This is a genomic window from Streptomyces sp. SudanB182_2057 (genome assembly GCF_964272715.1).
Lineage (GTDB): Bacteria > Actinomycetota > Actinomycetes > Streptomycetales > Streptomycetaceae > Streptomyces > Streptomyces rubradiris.
Map to the genome: position 1 here is coordinate 6,455,259 of NZ_OZ186798.1, position 21,584 is coordinate 6,476,842.

Annotated in this window: 20 protein-coding genes; 12 read left to right on the plus strand and 8 right to left on the minus strand. The window is 72.5% G+C overall.

The window, feature by feature from the left end; all coding sequences use genetic code 11:
• Positions 1 to 10: 10 nt before the first annotated feature.
• Positions 11 to 496 carry a Rieske (2Fe-2S) protein gene (locus tag ACSURM_RS28625; protein WP_436958676.1) on the minus strand — a complete coding sequence of 162 codons (486 nt, stop codon included), beginning with the start codon at positions 494 to 496 and terminating at the stop codon, positions 11 to 13.
• A 146-nt stretch (positions 497 to 642) separates the two neighbouring features.
• Between ACSURM_RS28625 and aroH the strand changes: the two genes are divergently transcribed.
• The 5 genes from aroH (at position 643) to der (ending at position 5,162) form a co-directional block, all read left to right on the plus strand.
• Positions 643 to 1,005, plus strand: coding sequence for a chorismate mutase (aroH, locus tag ACSURM_RS28630; protein ID WP_436958677.1), 363 nt, complete (start codon positions 643 to 645; stop codon positions 1,003 to 1,005).
• On the plus strand, positions 1,002 to 2,087 hold the full coding sequence (locus ACSURM_RS28635) for a prephenate dehydrogenase (protein ID WP_436958678.1): 1,086 nt from the start codon (positions 1,002 to 1,004) through the stop codon (positions 2,085 to 2,087). Before aroH ends, ACSURM_RS28635 begins: the two co-directional genes overlap by 4 nt.
• Positions 2,088 to 2,251: 164 nt before the next feature.
• Positions 2,252 to 2,947, plus strand: coding sequence for a (d)CMP kinase (gene cmk / locus ACSURM_RS28640; RefSeq protein WP_436958680.1), 696 nt, complete (start codon positions 2,252 to 2,254; stop codon positions 2,945 to 2,947).
• Between the two features lie 62 nt (positions 2,948 to 3,009).
• A complete protein-coding gene (locus tag ACSURM_RS28645) occupies positions 3,010 to 3,597 on the plus strand; it encodes a lysophospholipid acyltransferase family protein (RefSeq protein WP_436961203.1) in 588 nt (195 codons plus the stop codon).
• Between the two features lie 83 nt (positions 3,598 to 3,680).
• Positions 3,681 to 5,162: a ribosome biogenesis GTPase Der gene (der, locus tag ACSURM_RS28650; protein ID WP_359051296.1), complete on the plus strand. Its 1,482-nt coding sequence runs from the start codon at positions 3,681 to 3,683 to the stop codon at positions 5,160 to 5,162.
• A gap of 67 nt (positions 5,163 to 5,229) precedes the next feature.
• On the opposite strand, the gene ACSURM_RS28655 is transcribed toward der, so the two are convergent.
• Positions 5,230 to 5,625: a hypothetical protein gene (locus tag ACSURM_RS28655; protein ID WP_436958681.1), complete on the minus strand. Its 396-nt coding sequence runs from the start codon at positions 5,623 to 5,625 to the stop codon at positions 5,230 to 5,232.
• A gap of 77 nt (positions 5,626 to 5,702) precedes the next feature.
• Entirely contained in the window at positions 5,703 to 6,494 is a 792-nt protein-coding gene (locus ACSURM_RS28660) for a hypothetical protein (protein WP_436958682.1), read from the minus strand.
• A gap of 544 nt (positions 6,495 to 7,038) precedes the next feature.
• Between ACSURM_RS28660 and ACSURM_RS28665 the strand changes: the two genes are divergently transcribed.
• Complete coding sequence (locus tag ACSURM_RS28665) at positions 7,039 to 7,734, plus strand: transglycosylase family protein (protein ID WP_436958683.1); 696 nt, start codon at positions 7,039 to 7,041, stop codon at positions 7,732 to 7,734.
• A gap of 74 nt (positions 7,735 to 7,808) precedes the next feature.
• Here the strand turns inward: ACSURM_RS28665 and ctaD are convergent, their stop codons facing one another.
• Positions 7,809 to 9,494, minus strand: a complete 1,686-nt coding sequence (ctaD, locus tag ACSURM_RS28670) for an aa3-type cytochrome oxidase subunit I (protein WP_436958684.1) — start codon at positions 9,492 to 9,494, stop codon at positions 7,809 to 7,811.
• Positions 9,495 to 9,951: 457 nt separating this feature from the next.
• On the opposite strand from ctaD, the gene ACSURM_RS28675 reads away from it, so the two are divergent.
• Positions 9,952 to 10,167 (plus strand): I78 family peptidase inhibitor, encoded by a 216-nt coding sequence (locus tag ACSURM_RS28675; RefSeq protein ID WP_436958686.1) that lies wholly within the window; start codon positions 9,952 to 9,954, stop codon positions 10,165 to 10,167.
• 106 nt (positions 10,168 to 10,273) lie between these two features.
• Here the strand turns inward: ACSURM_RS28675 and ACSURM_RS28680 are convergent, their stop codons facing one another.
• Complete coding sequence (locus ACSURM_RS28680; RefSeq protein WP_436958687.1) at positions 10,274 to 11,293, minus strand: phosphatase PAP2 family protein; 1,020 nt, start codon at positions 11,291 to 11,293, stop codon at positions 10,274 to 10,276.
• Between the two features lie 238 nt (positions 11,294 to 11,531).
• A complete protein-coding gene (locus ACSURM_RS28685) occupies positions 11,532 to 12,770 on the minus strand; it encodes a glycosyltransferase family 39 protein (RefSeq protein WP_436958688.1) in 1,239 nt (412 codons plus the stop codon).
• 259 nt (positions 12,771 to 13,029) lie between these two features.
• Between ACSURM_RS28685 and ACSURM_RS28690 the strand changes: the two genes are divergently transcribed.
• Together ACSURM_RS28690 and ACSURM_RS28695 are read left to right on the plus strand one after the other, a co-directional pair.
• Entirely contained in the window at positions 13,030 to 14,655 is a 1,626-nt protein-coding gene (locus ACSURM_RS28690; RefSeq protein ID WP_436958689.1) for an MFS transporter, read from the plus strand.
• A 182-nt stretch (positions 14,656 to 14,837) separates the two neighbouring features.
• Positions 14,838 to 16,028, plus strand: a complete 1,191-nt coding sequence (locus ACSURM_RS28695) for an acyl-CoA dehydrogenase family protein (RefSeq protein ID WP_436958690.1) — start codon at positions 14,838 to 14,840, stop codon at positions 16,026 to 16,028.
• Between the two features lie 37 nt (positions 16,029 to 16,065).
• On the opposite strand, the gene ACSURM_RS28700 is transcribed toward ACSURM_RS28695, so the two are convergent.
• On the minus strand, positions 16,066 to 16,503 hold the full coding sequence (locus ACSURM_RS28700; protein WP_030790534.1) for a cell division protein SepF: 438 nt from the start codon (positions 16,501 to 16,503) through the stop codon (positions 16,066 to 16,068).
• A gap of 311 nt (positions 16,504 to 16,814) precedes the next feature.
• On the minus strand, positions 16,815 to 17,735 hold the full coding sequence (locus tag ACSURM_RS28705) for an ABC transporter substrate-binding protein (RefSeq protein ID WP_436958691.1): 921 nt from the start codon (positions 17,733 to 17,735) through the stop codon (positions 16,815 to 16,817).
• A gap of 437 nt (positions 17,736 to 18,172) precedes the next feature.
• Between ACSURM_RS28705 and ACSURM_RS28710 the strand changes: the two genes are divergently transcribed.
• The 3 genes from ACSURM_RS28710 to ACSURM_RS28720 are packed head-to-tail and all read left to right on the plus strand — an operon-like array spanning position 18,173 to position 21,566.
• Entirely contained in the window at positions 18,173 to 19,030 is an 858-nt protein-coding gene (locus ACSURM_RS28710; RefSeq protein WP_436958692.1) for an amino acid ABC transporter permease, read from the plus strand.
• Positions 19,027 to 20,808, plus strand: a complete 1,782-nt coding sequence (locus tag ACSURM_RS28715) for an FAD/NAD(P)-binding protein (protein ID WP_436958693.1) — start codon at positions 19,027 to 19,029, stop codon at positions 20,806 to 20,808. The genes ACSURM_RS28710 and ACSURM_RS28715 overlap by 4 nt, the downstream gene beginning before the upstream one ends.
• Positions 20,805 to 21,566, plus strand: a complete 762-nt coding sequence (locus ACSURM_RS28720) for an amino acid ABC transporter ATP-binding protein (RefSeq protein WP_436958694.1) — start codon at positions 20,805 to 20,807, stop codon at positions 21,564 to 21,566. Before ACSURM_RS28715 ends, ACSURM_RS28720 begins: the two co-directional genes overlap by 4 nt.
• Positions 21,567 to 21,584 lie beyond the last annotated feature (18 nt).

Here is a 21,584-nt window from a genome sequence, read left to right on the forward strand (position 1 = left end):
CGCGGGCGGCTCAGGTCAGGTAGACAGAGTTTTCGTGCACCATGACCTGCTCCTCGGTCAGCGGCCTGGTCGCCGGGCCGGCGGTCACCGAGCCGTCGGTGATGCGGAACCGGCTGCTGTGACACGGGCACAGGATGGTGCCGTCCGTGACCTGGGTCACCGTGCAGCCCTGGTGGGTGCAGACCGCCGAGAACGCCTTGAAGCGGCCCTTCTCCGGCTGGGTGACCACGATCTTCCGGTCCTCGAAGACCTTGCCGCCGCCCTCGGGGATGTCCGCGGTGCGGGCCAGCGGTGCGCCGGCCGGGGCGGCCTCCCGCGCGGCGGGGGACGTCTCCCCGGCGCCGCCCTCGGCGGCGGGGGAGGGCGGGGACGCCGGAGCCGTGGGCGGTTGTGGTGCCGTGGAAGCGCCGCTGTCGCCGCCGCACCCCACACAGCCCAGGGCGAGCGCGCCGGCGCTCGTGGCGAGAACGGTGCGCCGTGTCGCTGGCTGGGGCATGTCAGACCTCCGTACAGACGTACATATCCGTGGATACCGGACGTTCCGCATGGTCTCAGTGCGCGGTCGGCGCACGCCCGTACCGCGCGGCTGACTACGCTGGACGGACCAAGAACGAAACACGCACGTCAGCGAGGAGCAGCGCCGTGGCGGTACGAGCGGTCCGGGGAGCCGTCCAACTGGAACGGGACGACGCCGGTCACATGGCGGAGCGGGTCGGCGCGCTGCTCACCGCCGTCCTCGACCGGAACGGGCTGACCGCCGACGACCTGATCAGCATCTGGTTCACGGCCACCCCCGACCTGCACAGCGACTTCCCGGCCGTCGCCGCCCGCCGGCTCGGCCTCGTCGACGTCCCCCTGATCTGCGCCCAGGAACTCGACATCGAGGGCGCCATGCCCCGGGTCGTACGGATCCTCGCGCACATCGAGTCGGACAAGCCCCGCACCGACCTCACCCACGTCTACCTCGGCGCCGCCGCGGCCCTGCGCAAGGACATCGCCCAGTGAGAACCGCCCTCGTCATCGGAACCGGCCTGATCGGCACCTCCGCCGCCCTGGCCCTGGCCCGGCGCGGCGTCGCCGTCCACCTCGCCGACCACGACCCCGGACAGGCCCGCACGGCCGCCGCGCTCGGCGCCGGCACCGACGAGGCGCCCGACGGCCCGGTCGACCTGGCGATCGTAGCCGCCCCGCCCGCCCACGTCGCCAAGGTGCTCGCCGACGCCATGCACCGCGGCCTGGCCCGCGGCTACCTGGACGTGGCCAGCGTCAAGGGCGGCCCGCGCCGCGAACTGGAGGCGCTCGGCCTGGACCTCACCTCCTACATCGGCACCCACCCGATGTCCGGCCGGGAGAAGTCCGGCCCGCTGGCCGCCACCGCCGACCTCTTCGAGGGACGCCCCTGGGTGCTCACCCCCACCCGGGACACCGACACCGAGGTGCTGAACCTCGCCCTGGAGCTGGTCTCGCACTGCCGGGCCGTCCCGGTCGTCATGGACGCCGACGCCCACGACCGCGCCGTGGCCCTCGTCTCCCACATGCCCCACCTGGTGTCCAGCATGGTCGCCGCGCGCCTGGAGCACGCCGAGGAGTCCGCCGTACGGCTGTGCGGGCAGGGCATCCGGGACGTGACCCGGATCGCCGCCTCCGACCCGCGCATGTGGATCGACATCCTGTCCGCGAACCCGGGCCCGGTCGCCGACCTGCTCTCCGAGGTCGCCGCCGACCTGACGGAGACGGTCCGGGCGCTGCGCGACCTGGAGTCCGCCGACGCGGCCCGGCGCGGCGAGGGCGGCGCGGGCATCGAGAACCTGCTGCGCCGCGGGAACGCCGGCCAGGTGCGGGTACCCGGCAAGCACGGGTCCGCGCCGCGGGCCTACGAGACCGTGGTCGTCCTCATCGACGACCAGCCCGGCCAGCTCGCCCGGATCTTCGCGGACGCCGACCGGGCCGGCGTCAACATCGAGGACGTGCGCATCGAGCACGCCACCGGACAGCAGGCCGGCCTGGTCCAGCTCATGGTCGAGCCCCAGGCGCAGACGGCGCTGAAGGAGGCACTGCGGGAGCGGGGCTGGGCGCTGCGCCAGTAGCACCCGCGCGTCGCGGCCCGCCCGCCGCCGCCCGCGTGCGCTCGTCCGCCGCCGGGTCCCGCCGCCCGCGTACGTCCGGACGAGTGACCCGCACCCAGTAACCTTGTGCGGGGCGCTCTCGCTCCCCGCACCCCGCCCGCACCGCACCAGGAAGGTGTCCCCCCGTGGAAAACGGCGCCGCCCCGACCGCCAGGCCCGTGATCGTCGCGATCGACGGTCCCTCCGGCACGGGCAAGTCGAGCACGTCGAAGGCCGTCGCCGCGCAGCTCGGCCTCAGCTACCTGGACACCGGCGCCCAGTACCGGGCGATCACCTGGTGGATGGTGACCAACGGCATCGACCTGGAGGACCCGACCGCCATCGCCGCCGTCGCGGGCAAGCCGGAGATCGTCTCGGGCACCGACCCGGCCGCCCCGACCATCACGGTCGACGGCGTCGACGTGTCCGGCCCGATCCGCACCCAGGAGGTCACCTCCAAGGTCAGCGCGGTCAGCGCGGTGCCCGAGGTGCGTACCCGGATCACCGAGCTCCAGCGCTCGCTGGCCGCCGCCGCGGAGCACGGCATCGTCGTGGAGGGCCGGGACATCGGGACGACCGTCCTGCCGGACGCCGACCTGAAGATCTTCCTCACCGCCTCCCCGGAGGCCCGCGCGGCCCGCCGCAGCGGCGAGCTGAAGGGCGCCGACGTCCACGCCACCCGCGAGGCCCTGATCAAGCGGGACGCGGCCGACTCCAGCCGCAAGACCTCGCCGCTCGCCAAGGCCGGCGACGCCGTCGAGGTGGACACCACCGAGCTGACCCTCGCCCAGGTCATCGAGTGCGTCGTCACCCTGGTCGAGGAGAAGCGGGCCGGGAAGTGACGCTCGCGCCGGTGCCCTCGCAGCGGGGCGCGGAGGTCGGCCGCCGCATCGGCGTCGGCCTGATGTACGGCCTGTGGCGGCCGCGGGTGCTCGGCGCCTGGAAGGTGCCGGCCACCGGCCCGGTCATCTTCGCCGTGAACCACTCCCACAACATCGACGGACCGATGGTGATGGGCGTGGCACCCCGCCCCACGCACTTCCTGATCAAGAAGGAGGCCTTCGTCGGCCCGCTGGACCCCTTCCTGACCGGCATCGGCCAGCTGAAGGTGGACCGCGCCACGGCCGACCGGGGCGCGATCTCCCAGGCCCTCGGCGTGCTGGCGGACGGGGGAGTGCTGGGCATCTTCCCGGAGGGCACCCGGGGCGAGGGCGACTTCGCCGCGCTGCGCGCCGGACTGGCCTACTTCGCGGTCCGCAGCGGGGCGCCGATCGTCCCGGTGGCGGTCCTGGGAAGCGCGGATCGTCCCGGCCGGTTGATCAAGGCGCTGCCGCCGCTGCGGTCCCGTGTCGACGTGGTCTTCGGGGACCCCTTCGACGCGGGTGACGGCAGCGGCCGGCGGACGCGCGCGGCGCTGGACGCGGCGACCGAGCGGATCCGGAAACAGCTCACCAGCCACCTGGAAAACGCCAGGCGCCTGACCGGGCGCTAGGCGACACTTGACTTGAGTAGTGGATCAGCCCCCACCGGGCCGGCCCACCGATCACCACCGATGAACGACGAGGTACGGACTTCATGAACGACGACATCCAGCCCGACGGCTCGGCCGAGCACGAGTACGAGCACGGGGCTCTCGGCGACGCCGAGTACGCGGAGTTCATGGAGCTCGCCGCGGAAGAGGGCTTCGACATCGAGGACGTCGAGGGCGCCATCGAGGCGGCGGGCCACGGTCCGCTGCCCGTGCTCGCCGTCGTCGGCCGCCCCAATGTCGGCAAGTCGACTCTGGTGAACCGGATGATCGGCCGCCGCGAGGCGGTCGTGGAGGACCGGCCGGGCGTCACCCGCGACCGCGTCACCTACGAGGCCGAGTGGGCCGGGCGCCGCTTCAAGGTCGTCGACACCGGCGGCTGGGAGCAGGACGTCCTCGGCATCGACGCCTCCGTGGCGGCCCAGGCCGAGTACGCGATCGAGGCGGCCGACGCGGTCGTCTTCGTGGTGGACGCCAAGGTCGGCGCGACCGACACCGACGAGGCGGTCGTCCGGCTGCTGCGCAAGGCCGGCAAGCCGGTCGTGCTGTGCGCCAACAAGGTCGACGGCCCGAGCGGCGAGGCGGACGCCTCCTATCTGTGGAACCTCGGCCTCGGCGAGCCCCACCCGGTCTCGGCGCTGCACGGCCGCGGCACCGGCGACATGCTCGACGCCGTCCTGGAGGCGCTGCCGGACGCGCCCGAGCAGTCCTTCGGCACCGCCATCGGCGGCCCCCGCCGGATCGCCCTGATCGGCCGCCCGAACGTCGGCAAGTCCTCGCTGCTGAACAAGGTCGCCGGCGAGGAGCGCGTCGTCGTCAACGAGCTGGCGGGCACCACCCGCGACCCGGTGGACGAGATGATCGAACTCGGCGGCAAGACCTGGAAGTTCGTGGACACCGCCGGCATCCGCAAGCGGGTCCACCTCCAGCAGGGCGCCGACTACTACGCCTCTCTGCGCACGGCGGCCGCGGTGGAGAAGGCGGAGGTCGCGGTCATCCTGCTGGACGCCTCCGAGAACATCTCGGTGCAGGACCAGCGGATCGTCACCATGGCCGTCGAGGCGGGCCGCGCGATCGTCCTGGCCTTCAACAAGTGGGACACCCTCGACGAGGAGCGCCGCTACTACCTGGAGCGGGAGATCGAGACCGAGCTGGGCCAGGTCGCCTGGGCGCCCCGGGTGAACGTCTCGGCGCGCACCGGCCGGCACATGGAGAAGCTGGTCCCGGCGATCGAGACGGCCCTCGCGGGCTGGGAGACCCGGGTCCCCACCGGCCGCCTGAACGCCTTCCTCGGCGAGCTGGTCTCGGCCCACCCGCACCCGATCCGGGGCGGCAAGCAGCCGCGGATCCTGTTCGGCACCCAGGCCGGCACCAAGCCGCCGCGGTTCGTGCTGTTCGCCTCCGGCTTCATCGAGGCGGGCTACCGGCGCTTCATCGAGCGCCGGCTGCGCGAGGAGTTCGGCTTCGAGGGCACCCCGATCCACATCTCGGTGCGGGTGCGCGAGAAGCGCGGCGCGAAGAAGAAGTAACGGCGGTACGACACGACGGGCGGCCCCCGGTTCACCGGGGGCCGCCCGTCGTGTGCGGGGGGGTGTCTCACGCGCCGCGGCGCTGCCCCGGTGGCAGGGCGGCCGCCGGGACGTACGGCGCCGAGGAGTCCTGCTGCCGGCCGAGCGTGCCGACCCGCTGCCACTGCGACTGCTGCCGGGCGCTGTAGGCCCCCGCGCTGTAGGCGCTGTAGGAGCTGCTGAACGTCCCCGCCCGGTGGCCGCCGTATCTGCTGCTGCCGTCCGGGAAGTCCCCGAAGGCGCTGAACCTCAGCTCCTCCTCACCGCTGCGGTCCCCCGGCAGCGTGCGGAAGGTCTTGACCCACTCGGCGTAGAGCGTGTCGTAGATCGGTGTGGCCGACGGTCCACCGGAAGGCTCCTGTGCCGCCCGGGCGGGCGGCACGGAGGAGAAGGACCGACGGGGCGGTGTGTCGTATGCGTGCACGTATGTCCAAACGACCGGAATTCCAAAGGGATGCGGTCGTACGGCTCCTCAGGGGCGGCCCGCCCGGCGGGCGAGCCTCACGTGCCGGCGAGAGGCAGCGCCGCGGCGACCAGCTTCCCTTGCGCGGCGGCCTTGTCGAGCGCCTCCCGCAGCAGGTCCTCCCGCGGCTGCCGTCCGATGGACCCCACCGGCGCCGCGAACATCAGCACCTGCTGGTGCTTGTTGGCGGCGGCCCGCCAGCCGTCGGTCACCTGGAGCGGCTGATGCGCCTGCCACCAGGCCACCGGCCGGCCGCCGTCGCCGCCCGGCTGGAGCACCGCGTGCAGCTGCCCCACGGCCAGCAGCACGGACCAGCCGTGCAGCACCTCGGGGACGCCGGACAGCTCGGACACCGGCGTGAAGCCCTGTTCGAGGAGCAGCGTGAGGAACTCGTCGTCGGGTCCGTCCGTGCCCGGCCGGACGATCGCGGAGGTGGGCTCGACCACGAGCGCGGGGTGCAACTCGCCGTCGACCAGGACCAGTCCGCTGGTCACGCCGAGCACCGCCTGCTCGGGCACGGACCGCTGCGGCTCGCCGCCGGCCGGCGCCTCGTCGACGACGCCGATGGACCGGACGGCGCCCCGCAACTGCTCCTCCGTGACCCGCACGACCTGCGAGGGCAGGCAGCCGGCGTGGGCGAAGGCGAGGACGGCGGTCTCGTCGCCGACGAACAGTACGGTGCTGGTGCGCTCCTGCTCGGAGTCGCCCGGGGTGCGGCAGGACGTGCAGTCGTAACTGCCCGGGGCGTTCTCTCCGGCGAGCAGCCGTTCGGCTTCTTCGTCGCCGATCTCGGCGCGTACGGCGTCACTGACGTCGAGCATGCGCGGCACGGGTGGCTCCCTCGGGATGCGGTGCTGGTGTCGGCCGGGTGGCTCCCGGTCGCTGAGCCCCGGGGTTGCGGGCTCATGAAGAAGACAACGGGCGTGCTGTGGTGGGAGTCACGCCCCGGGGAGGACTGGTTCGCGCCTTCCCCCGCGCCCGGTCACCTTGGGTGCGGAATCCGCCACACACCGTCAACTTCTTGTATGGCGAGGGCACTTGAAAGGGTGAGGTGACTCACAGGCCGCCGCGAGGCGGTGGTGGGCATATCCGCACATCGCCGCATGTAGTGGGTGGCCGGAAAAAGGCGCTACCGCCGGTAACTGGCAACTGGCCTGGCACAACGGTGAGTTGGTTGATTCCGGCCGCTCGACCTCCCTAGATTCCTCGGCCGTGTGCAACGAGCACCGCTCGGGTACGTCCGCCGGCCGGCGTCAGGCAGAGCACGATCGCCGACACCGGCCGCGGCGGACGGGGCGGGCGCGAGGGACCCCGGTCGTGCGGGGTCCGGCGCGTTCCGCCCGGGGGAGCCCGGGTTCGTGGAGAGGGAAACGTATGTCCGAGTGTGCCGATACCACCCGTCACCCCGCCCGTTCCGAGGGCATCCGCAAGGGCCGCGCCGCGGCCACCCTGGCGGGAGCCGCCCTGCTGGCCCCCTTGGGCCTGCTGGCCGCGACCGGCAACGCCGCCGCGGCGGACAACGGGGTGTGGGACCGCATCGCCCGGTGCGAGAGCGGCGGCAACTGGCACATCAACACCGGCAACGGCTACTACGGCGGGCTCCAGTTCTCCGCCGGCACCTGGCGCGCGTACGGCGGCACCGCCTACGCCCCGACGGCCGACCAGGCCTCCAGAAGCGCGCAGATCGCCGTCGCCACCCGGGTCCAGCAGGCCCAGGGCTGGGGCGCCTGGCCGGTCTGCTCCGCGCGGGCCGGGGCCTCCGGCGCGGCCCCGACGGCCGCCCGCACCGGCTCCCCGGGCACGGCGGCCCACAGCGGCGGCGCGACGACGAAGTCCGCCCCCTCGCAGCCCGCCCCCACCCGGTCCGCCCCGGCGAAGGCCCCGGAGCGCCCGGCGGCCGGCTCCGGCCGCAGCGCCTCCCGCGGTGACTACACGGTCCGCGAGGGCGACACCCTGAGCACCATCGCCGCCCGGCACGGGACCACCTGGCAGCGGATCTACGCCGCCAACCGGGCCGTCATCGGCGCCGACCCCGACATGATCGTGCCCGGTCAGCGCCTCGCGCTCTGAGCGCCGGACACGGTGGACGGAAACGGCCGCCGCCCCAGCCGGGGGCGGCGGCCGTCCGCGTCCGGCACCCGGCCTCATGACTCCCGCGCCTGATGCCCCTTCGGCTCGGGCTGCGGGGCCTCGCCCGCGTACTCCGGGTGGTGCAGGTCGAAGGCGGGGGACTCGCTGCGGACGCGGGGCAGGGTGACGAAGTTGTGCCGGGGCGGCGGGCAGGAGGTCGCCCACTCCAGCGAGCGGCCGTAGCCCCAGGGGTCGTCGGCCTGGACCTTCTCGCCGTACATGGCGGTCTTCCAGACGTTGTACAGGAACGGCAGCGTGGACAGGCCGAGCAGGAAGGAGCCGATCGACGAGACCGTGTTCAGCGCGGTGAAGCCGTCGGCCGCCAGATAGTCGGCGTACCGGCGCGGCATGCCCTCGGCGCCCAGCCAGTGCTGCACCAGGAAAGTGGCGTGGAAGCCGATGAACAGCGTCCAGAACTGGATCTTCCCCAGCCGCTCGTCCAGCATCTTGCCGGTGAACTTCGGCCACCAGAAGAAGAAGCCGCCGAAGACCGCGAAGACGACCGTGCCGAAGACGACGTAGTGGAAGTGGGCGACGACGAAGTACGAGTCCGTGACGTGGAAGTCCAGCGGCGGCGAGGCCAGGATCACCCCCGTCAGACCGCCGAGCAGGAACGTCACCAGGAAGCCCATCGCCCACAGCATCGGCGTCTCGAAGGACAGCGAGCCCTTGATCATCGTGCCGGTCCAGTTGAAGAACTTCACCCCCGTCGGCACCGCGATCAGGAACGACATCAGCGAGAAGAACGGCAGCAGTACCGCGCCGGTGGCGAACATGTGGTGCGCCCACACCACCATCGACAGCCCGGTGATCGCCATCGTGGCGCCGACCAGCGTCAGATAGCCGAAGACCGGCTTGCGGCTGAACACCGGAATGATCTCCGTGATGATCCCGAAGAACGGCAGCGCGATGATGTAGACCTCGGGATGCCCGAAGAACCAGAACAGGTGCTGCCACAGCAGCGCCCCGCCGTTCGCCGCCTGGAACACCTGCGAGCCGAACCGCCGGTCCGACTCCAGCACCAGCAGCGCCGCCGCCAGCACCGGGAACGCCATCAGGATCAGGATCGACGTGAACAGCGTGTTCCAGGTGAAGATCGGCATCCGGAACATCGTCATGCCCGGCGCCCGCATCCCGATGATCGTGGCGACGAAGTTGACCGCGCCCAGGATCGTCCCGAAGCCGGACAGCGCCAGGCCCATGATCCACAGGTCCGGGCCGACGCCGGGGGAGTGGTGGGCGTCGTTGAGCGGCGCGTAGGCGAACCAGCCGAAGGCGGCCGGTCCGTCCGGCACCACCAGCGAACCCAGCACGATCAGCCCGCCGAAGGCGAACAGCCAGTACGACAGCATGTTCAGCCGGGGGAAGGCCACGTCCGGGGCGCCGATCTGCAACGGCATCAGCTCGTTGGCGAAGCCCGCGAAGCTCGGGGTCGCGAACAGCAGCAGCATGATCGTGCCGTGCAGCGTGAACAACTGGTTGAACTGGTTGTTGTCCATCAGCTGGAGTCCCGGCCGGGCGAGTTCCGCGCGCATCAGCAGGGCCATGACCCCGCCGGCCAGGAAGAAGCCGAACGCCGTGATCAGATACAGATGACCGATCTTCTTGTGGTCGGTGGTGGAGAGCCAGTCCACCACCACTCGGCCGGCCCGGTGGCGCTCCGCCGGACGTGCCGTCACCCCTGCGGTCTCGGTCCCCATCGCTCGCCCCTTCGCGTCGTCGCGCCCCGGGCCCGCCTGCCGGTCGCCCCCGGCCCGCGGGCGGGTACCCGGGAGCGGCCGCCGAGATGCCCGCCGGGCCGTGCGCCGGGGCGTGCACCGGGGCGGGGCGCGGCCGGCGGTCGCGCCGGATCCGTGAATTTCCCATGTGGCGTCAGATGCCGTGGCACCGCACCGGATTGCGCGGGGAATCGCGCCCCGGGTCCGCCCCGATCCCCACTGCGGCACTTTCCGCCGGGGAATTCGAAGGCGCCGTCCGACACGCGTGAATTCTGTTCGATTACCCCGGTAAGCCGAACGGAAACCCCCCGCACGTGTGACGGACTTCGGACAAAACCCGGGAGGGGAAGCTGTGACGGAGATGTGACCGGGGACGGCCGCTTCTCCTTGAGGCGGCGGCCGCTTCTCCTGCCCGGCCGGGCCCGGCTAGCGTGGCCGTATGGCACCGATTCCCACTCCGCCAGCGGAGCCCCAGGACAATCCGGACGACTACGTCGGCCTGGACGCCGCCCCCGCCGAACGGCTCGCCCGGCGACGCGGCTGGACCACGGTGCGGTCGCTGCCGCCGGGCGCGATCATCACCATGGAGTACCGGGCTGGACGGCTGAACTTCGAGGTGCGGGACGGCCGGGTGAGCCGGGCCTGGAGGGGGTGACCCGGCGCCGGTACGACGAAGGCCCCGCTCCTGTCGCAGGAGCGGGGCCTTCGTCGTACCGGCGCGGGGGAGGTGGTGCGTACCGGACCCGTCGCCCGACCCTCCGTCAGCCGCCCGTCAGGGGGCGGGCCGGCTGGCTCGTGCCGCGCGGGACGCGGTCGGCGTGCGGCGGGCGACGGCTGCCCGCCGGGGTGACCGGGGTGCGCTCCGACCGGATGGAGTGCGGTCCCGGAGCCAGGTGCGCGAGGCCCCGGGAGGCGCGGGTCGGGGCGACCGGTTCGCGGGCCGGGGCCGGCTGCTCCGCCGGGGGGCCGAGCGGCCGGAGCGCGACCGGGGCGACCGGCACGGTCGGCTCGGGCCGGCCGCGGCGGGCGCGCCAGCGGTCGCGCAGCTCGAACAGCCACAGTTCGGCCCTGGCGATCAGCGGCTCGAACCAGGGCAGGGCGAGCAGGATCAGCAGGCCGGCGGCCCAGCCCAGCAACACGTCGCTCAGCCAGTGCGTACCGAGGTAGACGGTGGTGAGGCCGACGCCGAGCGAGGTGACCGCGGAGAGGGCCGACAGCCAGCGGCGCGCTCTCGGGGTGGAGGCCAGATAGGCCAGGATGCCCCAGGTGACGACCGCGTTGGCGGTGTGGCCGCTGGGAAATATATCGCCGCCCAGGCCCATCTCGTTCGAGCCGATCGTGGTGGCGTAGTGCGGGCCGAGCCGTCCCATGCCGATCTTGGCGGCGCCGACGGTGACGTTCAGCAGCAGCAGCGAGGTGGCGAGGGTGAGCAGCGGGCGCACGGTGTGCTGCCGCCAGGAGCGCCAGCCGAGCCAGGCCGCGACCATCACGGCGGTGGGGCCGCGCTGGCCCAGCACCACGTAGTAGTCGAGGAACGCGTGGATCTCCGGCCACTGCTGGTACGGCCGGAAGAACATGACCTGCCAGTCCAGCCGGACGAGCCAGGAGGTGGTCACGACGGCCCACACGATCGCCAGGTAGAAGGCCAGGGTCGCGGAGAACAGCACGACCCGGTGCCGGCTCATCCGCGGCATATCGATGTGGGCCGGTCGTTCCGGCTCCCGGTCCAGTCTGGCGAACACCCGGTCCAGACGCCGGGTGAGGTTTCGTTCGGTACGCACCCAATCGACGTTACAGCGAGTGAGCGGTGTTCCCGGTCGAAACTGCTGCTTTGTGATGACGATGTGATGTGGGAAACCTCTCAAGGGCGGCCAGAATTCCCGCGATTCCGCAATCCGGGGAGTCCGATCGGGCCAATTCCTTTGATCACGCCGGGTGTTGTTTATATGGCGCTTATGAATGCGTTAACCCGTTCCTGGCGTGGAATTCTCCCGGACGTCACCGGGCCGACGGATTCGATCATGGCGGCCCGGAGCCGTTCAGCCAGAACGCCCCGTAGACCGCCGCCGCGCCCGCCAGACCGGCCGTGACCAGGGCCGCGACCGGCGGGCGCCGACGGGCCAGGGCACCGGCGAGCGGCAGCAGCAGGGGGAAGGCGGGCAGCAGCAGCCGTGGCTTGGAACCGAAGTAGCTGGAGGCGCACAGGGCGAGGGCGAGGACGACGCCGGTGTACACCAGCAGCGCGGCCGGCTGGCGCCGGCGCACGCAGGTGACGTACAGCCAGATCAGCAGGGCCACGCCGGCGATCAGGCCGAGGCCGGCGAGGGCGGACGGAAAGGACGTGAACCGGCCGGCCACGAAGCGGGCGAAGGCGTAGCCGCCGTCGAAGCCGTTGCGCCATCCGGCCTGGACGTCCAGATAGCCGAGCGGACCCGCGCCGGTGCGGTGGCCGACCCACAGCACGTACCCGCCGGCCCCGAGCGGGGCGAGCAGCATGCCGAGCAGGCGCCGCCGGGCGGGAGCACCGGGCACGGACGCGCCGGGGGAGGGGGCATCGGGGCCGTGCGCGCCGGGGGCGTGGGCGTCACGGTGTGCGCCCGGTGCGTCGCGCGTGCCGCGGTCCCGTACGAAGGAGATCACGCCCGCCGTCCACACCGCGGCGACCACCGCTGCCCCCACCGGCCGGGTCAGTCCCGCCAGCGCCGCTAGCACACCCGCGCTCACCCACCGCCCGGTCAGCACCGCGTAGAGGGACCAGGCCGCCAGCGCCGTGAACAGCGACTCGCTGTACGCCATCGACTGCACGATCCCGACCGGCAGCACCGCCCACAGCAGCACCGCGAAGAAGCCGGCCCGGGGGCCGTACAGCCGGTCCGCCACGGCGAAGATCCCGGCCGCGGCGGCGAGCGAGGCCAGCAGGCTCACCACGAACCCGGCGTCCGCGTACGACAGCGGGGTGAGGGCGTGCAGCAGCCGCTCCAGCCAGGGCAGCAGCGGGAAGAACGCCAGGTTGGAGTGGACGTCCCCGTTCGGCAGCCGCAGCTCGTAGCCGTAGCCCAGTTCGGCGACCCCCGTGTACCACAGCGAGTCCCAGCGCGCGGTCAGCAGCGTGTAGGCGCTCTTGCCGCGCGCGGCGCTCCAGCCGGCCAGCACCGCCAGCCCCAGGGCGCGGACCGCCGCGTAGCCCAGCAGGGCCGGGACCGCCCGGCGCGGGAGGGGGGCACGGGCCGGGACCGCGCGCGTTTCAAGATCGCTCACGGGCTCGATTATCGACCGCGCCGCGCACCGGACCGGCCGCCGGGTCGCGGTCAAGGGTCGGTGACGTGCGGTACGCCACACGGGTTGCCTCGTGCGTGTGAGAGGTCCGCCACGTGTCCGCCCGGCCGACTCGCGTACGCTGACGAGTCACTCGCGTGGGTTCGCGTGGGCCGGAGACACCGCTCGCTCCGGCCGTACGACGGTCAGTCCCCACCCCGTCGGTCCGCCCCGCGCGAGGGATCATCTGGGAGGTACGTACATGTCCGGGACGACCACGGCTGCCGTCGGGCGGCATCGTCGGGCGGCCGGGGCCGGTGCCGACCGGTGGGTCGTCCTCGTCGTCCTGTGCGTGAGCCTGCTGCTCGTCGCCCTCGACGCCACCGTGCTGCACGTCGCGGTCCCCGCCGTCACCGAGGACCTCCGGCCCGGCGCCGTGGAACTGCTGTGGATCGTCGACGTCTACCCGCTGGTCTGCGCCTCGCTGCTGATCCTCTTCGGCACCCTGGGGGACCGGGTCGGCCGCAGACGGGTGCTCCTGCTCGGCTACGGCCTCTTCGGCGTCGCCTCCGCCCTGGCCGCGTTCGCCTGGAGCGCGCCGATGCTCATCCTGGCCCGCGCGCTGCTCGGCGCCGGCGGCGCGATGATCATGCCGGCGACCCTGTCGATCCTCCGGCAGGTCTTCCCCGACCGGCGCGAGCGCGCCCTCGCCATCGGCGTCTGGAGCGCGGTGGCGGCGGTCGGCGCGGCGGTGGGACCGCTGCTCGGCGGGTTCCTGCTGGAGCACTTCCGGTGGGGCTCGGTCTTCCTGGTCAACATCCCGTTGATGCTGGTCAGCCTTCCGGTGGGCCGGATGCTGCTGCCGGAGTCGCGGGGCACGGACAGCGGCCCCTGGGACGTGACCGGCGCGCTGCTCGCGGCGGGCGGGCTCTTCGGCTGCGTCCTCGGGGTGAAACGGCTCGGCGGCGGGGAGGCGGCGGCGAGCCCGGTCACCGTGCTGCCCCTGCTGGCCGGCGCGGCCCTCCTCTTCCTCTTCGTACGGCGCCAGCGGCGGCATCCGCACCCGCTGGTGGAGCTGCGGATGTTCGCCCGGCCCGCGTTCGGCACCTCGGTGGGCTGCATCGTGCTGGCCATGCTCGCGCTGGTCGGCCTGGAACTGGTCGCCGCGCAGTACCTGCAACTGGTGCTCGGGCTGTCCCCGCTGGAGACCGGCCTGAGGCTGCTGCCGCTGACCGTCGCGGCGATGGCGGCGGGCCTGGCGGGCGCCCGCGTGCTGCGCCGCTTCGGGCCGCGCCGGATGGTGTGCGCCGGGTTCTGCCTGACGGCCGCCGCGGTGCTGGTCCTGACCGAGATGGGCGGCACCGACGACCCGCCGCTGCTGCTGGCCGGGTTCGTGCTGCTGGGCTTCGGCCTGGAGACCACCCTCTTCGGCGCCTACGAGTCGATGCTGAGCGAGGCCCCGGCCGGCCGGGCCGGCGGCGCGGCGGCGATCGGCGAGACCTCGTACCAGCTCGGCGCGGGCCTCGGCATCGCGCTGCTGGGCAGCGTGATGAACGCGGCCTACGCCCCGGGGCTCCGCGCGGTGCCCGGCGTGCCCCGGCCCGCGGCGGACGCGGCGGGCCACTCGCTCGGCGAGGCCTACGAGGTGGCCGGGCGGCTCGGCGGGGGTGCCGGGGCCGCGCTGCGCCGGGCGGCGCGCGACTCCTTCGTGCACGGGCTGCACGTCACGCTGCTGGTGAGCGCGGGGCTGTTGCTGCTGGGCGCGGTGCTGGCACTGCGGCTGCCGTGGGTCATGCAGTGCGGGGAGGAACCGGACGGCGGCGAGGTGGAGCTGCCGGCCCCCCGGGAGGCGGAGCCGGCCGCCACCACACCCCGGGTCACCGCCTGACCCCGGCCCCGCCGGGAGGCGCGGGCGAGCGTGCCCGGGCATGAGCCATCGTGCGGATCGGCTCGCGCGCGGCACCCTGCCGGTCCGCTCTGGACGTGTGGGACGCTCCACCGTAACGTCGGCCGGAGAGCCGTGACTAGCGCTGCTAGTTTTTGTCGCGTTTCCGTTCCGGAGGGTGTCCCATGTCCGCGTCCGCGAAGCTGCCCCCGTTCGATGCCGCCGACCCGCTCGGCATCGACGACCTGCTGGAACCGGAGGACCTGGCGATCCGGGACACGGTCCGCGACTGGGCGGCCGACCGTGTCCTGCCGTACGTCGCCGACTGGTACGAGAAGGGCGAGCTGCCCGGCATCCGGGACCTCGCCCGCGAACTGGGCGCGCTCGGCGCCCTCGGCATGTCGCTCACCGGGTACGGCTGCGCGGGCGCGAGCGCCGTGCAGTACGGCCTGGCCTGCCTGGAGCTGGAGGCGGCCGACTCGGGCATCCGGTCGCTGGTCTCCGTGCAGGGCTCCCTGGCGATGTACGCCATCCACCGGTTCGGCAGCGAGGAGCAGAAGCGGCAGTGGCTGCCGCGCATGGCGGCCGGCGAGGTGATCGGCTGCTTCGGGCTGACCGAGCCCGACCACGGCTCCGACCCCGCCTCGATGCGCACCCACGCCAAGCGCGACGGCGGCGACTGGGTCCTCAGCGGCCGCAAGATGTGGATCACCAACGGCTCGGTCGCCGGGGTGGCCGTGGTCTGGGCGCAGACCGAGGAGGGCATCCGCGGCTTCGTCGTGCCCACCGACAGCCCCGGCTTCTCGGCGCCGGAGATCAAGCACAAGTGGTCCCTGCGCGCCTCGGTCACCAGCGAACTGGTCCTGGACGACGTACGGCTGCCCGGCAGCGCCGTGCTGCCGGAGGTCACCGGGCTGCGCGGACCGCTCAGCTGTCTCTCGCACGCCCGCTACGGCATCGTGTGGGGCGCGATGGGCGCCGCCCGCAGCAGCTTCGAGGCGGCCCTGGACTACGCGACGTCACGGGAGCAGTTCGGGCGGCCCATCGGCGGCTTCCAGCTCACCCAGGCCAAGCTTGCCGACATGGCCGTGGAACTGCACAAGGGGATTCTGCTCGCCCACCACCTGGGGCGGCGGATGGACGCCGGGCGGCTGCGTCCGGAACAGGTCAGCTTCGGGAAACTCAACAACGTCCGCGAGGCCATCGAGATCTGCCGTACGGCGCGGACGATCCTCGGTGCCAACGGGATCTCCCTGGAGTACCCGGTGATGCGGCACGCGACCAATCTGGAGTCGGTGCTCACCTACGAGGGCACCGTCGAGATGCACCAGCTGGTGCTGGGCAAGGCGCTCACCGGGCTGGACGCCTTCCGGTGAGCCCCCTGGCAGGGCGGGGCCGGTGAGCGGCCCTGCCTCAGCTCTGGTTGAAGAAGCCGTCGGAGCGGTGCGCGGACGCCTCGCCGCTGATGATCTCCGTGTCGGCCGGGGTGAGCAGGAACACGCGGTTGGACACGCGGTCGATCGAGCCGCGCAGCCCGAAGATCAGCCCGGCCGCGAAGTCCACGACCCGCTTGGCGTCGCCGGGCTCCATGTTGGTGAGGTTCATGATGACCGGGACCCCGTCCCGGAACAGCTCGCCGATGGCGCGGGCGTCCCGGAAGCTGTCCGGGGTCACCGTGCCGATCCGGCGGCCCTTCTCCTCGGCGGTGTCCGTGGCCACCCGCACGCGCGGGTCGGTGACCCAGGCGTCCCCGGACTCGGTGCCCTCGGAGTAGTCGTCGTCGTAGTAGCGCTCGTCATCGTTGTCGTCGACGAGGCCGAGCCATGCACTCGCCTTGCGTACCGATCCCATGGACGCCTCCTCTCACAGCGGTCTTTCTTGCTTTCCGCATCCCTATGGTCATCCATGATGCGGACGGTGCGCCAAGTGGATAGACGCCGCGCGGGGGGTTTGTGACGGTACTGGTGCACAGTCGATCCGTCGAGAGTCCTTGTGCCCCAAGGGTCCTGACTCACACCGCTGCTGACTGAGAGTGAAATATGATTGTTCGCGGCGGACGGGTGAGAAGAGGTGCGTCCGGGTGATCCTGACAGACACTCAGACGGGCCCCGGCCGGTCGCCGGGGCCCGTCTGAGTGTCAGTTCCGCTGTGTGTTCCCCTGTTCAGCTCCGCTGTTCCGGCGGGCTGACGCGGGACTCCTCGATCGCCGAGCCGGTGGTCCCCCACTTCTTGAGAATCCGCTCGTAGGAGCCGTCGGAGAGCAGCTTGTTGACGGCTGCCTGGAAGGCCGGCGCCAGCTTCGAGCCCTTCTTGAAGGCGAAGCCGACGTCCAGGCGGTGGTACTCGTTGAGGAACTTCAGGCCGTCCTGGTGGGCGACGGCGTAGCGCAGGCCGTTGATCGTGGACATCACCACGTCGCTGCGGCCCTGCTGGAGCGAGGACCACACCGCGCTCGTCTCGCCGTAGGTCTGCACCCGGTACGCCTTCTTGCCCGCGTCGGCGCACACGTGCTTTTCGCGCTCCAGCGTGGCCTCGAAGGTGGTGCCGGCGCCCGTCGCCACGTTCAGGCCGCACAGCTGCCTCAGGTCGGTGATCTTCGCCAGGTCGCTGTCCGCGCGGGTGGCGAAGCCCTGGCCGTCGTTGACGTAGGTGACGAAGTCCACGGTCTTGCGGCGCTCGTCGGTGACGCCGAAGTTGCTGGCCCCGAAGTCGTACTTGCCGCTGTCCAGGGCGGGCAGGATCGCGTCGAAGCTCGCCTGCTCCACCTTCAGCCGGATGCCGAGCACCCGGGCCACCGCCTGCGTGAAGTCGACATCCTGGCCGGTCAGGGTCTTGCCGTCGCTCAGGTAGGCGGTGCCGGGCGGGGTACCGCCGACGCTGACCGCGACGGTCAGGTCCGTGGTGCCGGCGGGCAGCAGCTTCGCCGCGGCCGGGTCCTTCCGGATGGCGGAGACGACGTCGGTGGTGGGTATCCCGGCGTTCTTGGCCGCCACTCCCGAGGCGTCCGTACCGCCCGTACCACCGGAGCCGGACCCGCAGGCGGTGAGCAGCAGAACGGCCGATGTGATGGCGGTAAAGGGCATGACATACCGAAAAATGGGCGTACGCATCGGTCAGCGGTCTCCTGGGAGCAGACGGGTATGCGAAAAACGCGAGGGGAGGGGCGCGTGTGAAGGCGGGGAGGAACAAGAGAACGCGAGGAGGCCCGCCGGAGCGGCGGGCACACGCAGGGGGTCAGCTCAACAGGAAGAGGACCACACGCGACCGAAGTCGATGTGGGAGCGGGTGACCAGCCACTGCTGTGGATGCATGGGCCAAGTGGAACAGGCATCCGGTTCCGCGTCAACTGACTTGAGATGTACGGCTCACAGTATGGACAGCCTTGACAGCGGACCGAAACGGCCCCGTACTCTCGGGCATACGGTCCTGCTGAGGGGCTCGGCCGTATCCGCGCCGCGCGGCGCGCCCGTGTGAAGGCACCACCTTCGTTCCGACGATTCACGCGTCACGGAGCCTTCGCATGTCATCCGACACCCTCGCCCAAGCCCCCGCCCCGGCCAAGACCCCCGAACCCGCCGACGCCCCGCGGATCGTCCCGCGCCGCCGCCTCGGCCAGTGGACGGCGGCCGTCGCCGTCCTCGTGCTGCTCGGGCTCGCCGTCAACTCCGTCCTGAACAACAAGGCGTTCCAATGGGACGTCGTCGCCGAGCACTTCACCTCCGACGCCATCCTGCGCGGACTGTGGCTCACCCTCTGGCTGACCGCCGTGGTGATGGCCCTCGGCTTCGCCCTCGGCACCCTGCTCGCCGCGTTCCGGCTGTCCGCCAACCCCGTACTGCGGGCGGTCGCCTGGGGCTATGTATGGCTGTTCCGGTCCATCCCGATCCTGGTGCAGCTGCTGCTGTGGTTCAACATCGGGGCGCTGTACCCGCAGGTCTTCGGCGTGAAGACCGTCGACCTGCTCAGCCCGGTCGCCGTCGCGATCGTCGGCCTCACCCTGCACGAGGCCGCCTACGCCGCCGAGGTCGTGCGCGGCGGCATCCTCTCCGTCGACCGCGGGCAGATCGAGGCCGCCCAGGCGCTCGGCCTGAGCCCCGGGCGGCGCTGGTGGCGGATCGTGCTGCCGCAGGCGATGCGCTCCATCGTGCCGCCCGCCGCCAACATGCTGATCGGCACCCTCAAGGGCACCTCGATCGTCAGCATCATCGCCGTCAACGACCTGCTGTTCTCCGCCCAGTTGGTCTACCACCGCACCTACCAGGTGATCCCGCTGCTGATGGTCGCCACCCTCTGGTACGCCGTGGTCACCTCGCTGCTCGGCATCGGCCAGTACTACGTCGAGAAGCGCTACGCGCGCGGCACGGAGAAGACCCGATGAGGCAGCAACTGGTGATCGTCGGGGCCGGGCCGCGGGGGACCGGCGTCCTCGAACGCCTCGCCGCCAACGCGCCCGCCCTGTACGCCGGCGAGGGCCTGGACATCCACCTGGTCGACCCCCACCCGCCGGGCGGCGGACGCATATGGCGTCAGGAACAGTCCCCGCTGCTGTGGATGAACTCGCACGCCGAGGACGTCACCATGTTCACCGACGACACGGTGGTCATGGAGGGACCGGTGCGCCCGGGTCCCACCCTGCACGAGTGGGCCGGGCTCGACGGCCGCTTCTTCCCCGACCGGCGGCTCCAGGGCCGCTATCTGCGCTGGGTCTACGAACGGGCCCGGGCCGCCCTGCCGCCGAACGTCACCGTCCACCACCACCCCCGGCGCGCCCTCAGGATCAGCGGGCCCCGCGAGGGCCGCCAGCAGGTGTGGCTCGACGGCAGCCCGGACCCGCTCCCGGCCGACCTGGTGATCCTCGCCCTCGGCCACCTGGACGCCGAACCCGACGGCGAGCAGGCCGCGCTGGCCGCCTACGCCCGCGAGCACGGCCTGGTGCACCTGCCGCCCGACTTCACCGCCGACAGCGACCTGTCCGCGCTGCGGCCCGGCGAACCCGTCCTCGTCCGCGGCTTCGGGCTGGCCTTCGTCGACCTGATGGTGCTGCTCACCGAGGGCCGCGGCGGACGGTACGAGGGCGAAACGTATCTGCCCTCGGGGCGGGAACCGGTGCTCCACGTCGGCTCCCGGCGCGGCGTTCCGTACCACTCCAAGATCGGCTACGACCTCGCCGGCGACCGGCCGCCGCTGCCCCGCTTCCTCGGCCCCGCCGAGGTGGACGCCCTGCTGGCCCGCCCCGGCGGCCCCGACTTCCGGCGCGATGTGTGGCCGCTGGTCGAGAAGGAGCTGGGCTTCGCCCACTACCACCGGCTGTTCACCGCCCACCCCGGGCGCACGGCGATGGCCTGGCGGGACTTCGAGGAGAAGTACGCGGCGGCCGACGGCCCCGCCGAGCTGCGGGCGCTGGCCGCCGCCGCCGTGCCCGACCCCGCCGACCGGCTCGACCTGGCCGCGCTCGACCGCCCGCTGGACGGTGTGCGGTACGCCTCGCACGACGCCTTCCAGGACGGGCTGCGCGCCTACATCGAGGCGGACCTGCGCCGCCGTCACGACCCCGCCCACAGCCCCGACCTGGCCGTCTTCCTCGGGCTGCTCTCCGTCTACGGGCAACTGGTGCGTCTCGGCGGCGTCGAGCCCTGGTGGCACGGGTTCTTCAGCTACCTGGCGTCCGGGCCGCCCGGACCCCGGCTGCGGCAGATGCTCGCGCTGTCCCGGGCCGGGCTGCTCCGGTTCGTCGGGGCCGGCATGACCGTCACCGCCGAGGACGGGGTGTTCCGGGCCGCCAGCCCCACCGTGCCGGGCTTCTCCGTCACCGCCCGGGCCCTGGTGGAGGCCCGGCTGCCCGAGCCCGCCGTCGGCCGGACCCGGGACGGCCTGCTGCGCGCACTGCGCGCCGACGGCGCCGCCGAGACCCCCGACGGACTGCTCCGGACCGATCCCCGTGACGGCCGGATCCTGGACACCGCCGGGCGTCCGCACCCCCGGCGGTTCGCGCTCGGCCCGTACACCGATGTCCGCACCCCCGGCGCGTTCACCCGGCCGCGCACCGGCGGCCCCGCGTTCCGGCAGAACGACGCGACCGCCCGGGCGGTGCTCTTCTTCCTCCGTTCACAGGCAGCCCCCCACGCGGCCCCACAAGCAAAGGAACTCACGCGATGAGCGTCATGGTCGACATCAGGTCGGTGTACAAGAGCTTCGGCTCGCTCGACGTGCTCAAGGGCATCGACCTGAAGGTGCGCACCGGTGAGGTCACCGTCGTGCTCGGCCCCTCCGGCTCCGGCAAGTCCACCCTGCTGCGCACCATCAACCACCTGGAGAAGGTGGACCGGGGCGAGATCAGCGTGGACGGCGCGCTGATGGGCTACCGGCGCTCCGGGAACAAGCTGCACGAACTGCCCGAGCGCGAGGTGCTGCGGCAGCGCACCCGGATCGGGTTCGTCTTCCAGAACTTCAACCTCTTCCCCCACCTCACCGTCCTGGAGAACGTCACCGAGGCGCCGGTGTCCGCGCTGAAGCGGCCCCGGAAGGCGGCGGAGGAGACCGCGCACCGGCTGCTGGAGCGGGTCGGGCTCGGGGACAAGGCCGGTGCCTACCCGCGCCAGTTGTCCGGCGGGCAGCAGCAGCGAGTGGCCATCGCGCGGGCGCTCGCGCTGGAGCCGAGACTGCTGCTGTTCGACGAGCCGACGTCCGCGCTCGATCCCGAGCTGGTGGGGGAGGTGCTGGACGTCATCCGGGACCTGGCGGCGCAGGGCACCACGATGATCGTCGTCACCCACGAGATCGCGTTCGCCCGCGAGGTCGCCGACACGGTGGTGTTCATGGCCGACGGCCGGATCGTGGAACAGGGCACCCCGCAGCAGGTGCTGGGCGCGCCGCGCGAGGAGCGGACCCGGACGTTCCTGGCGAAGGTGCTGTGAGGGTGGAACGGCGCGTGA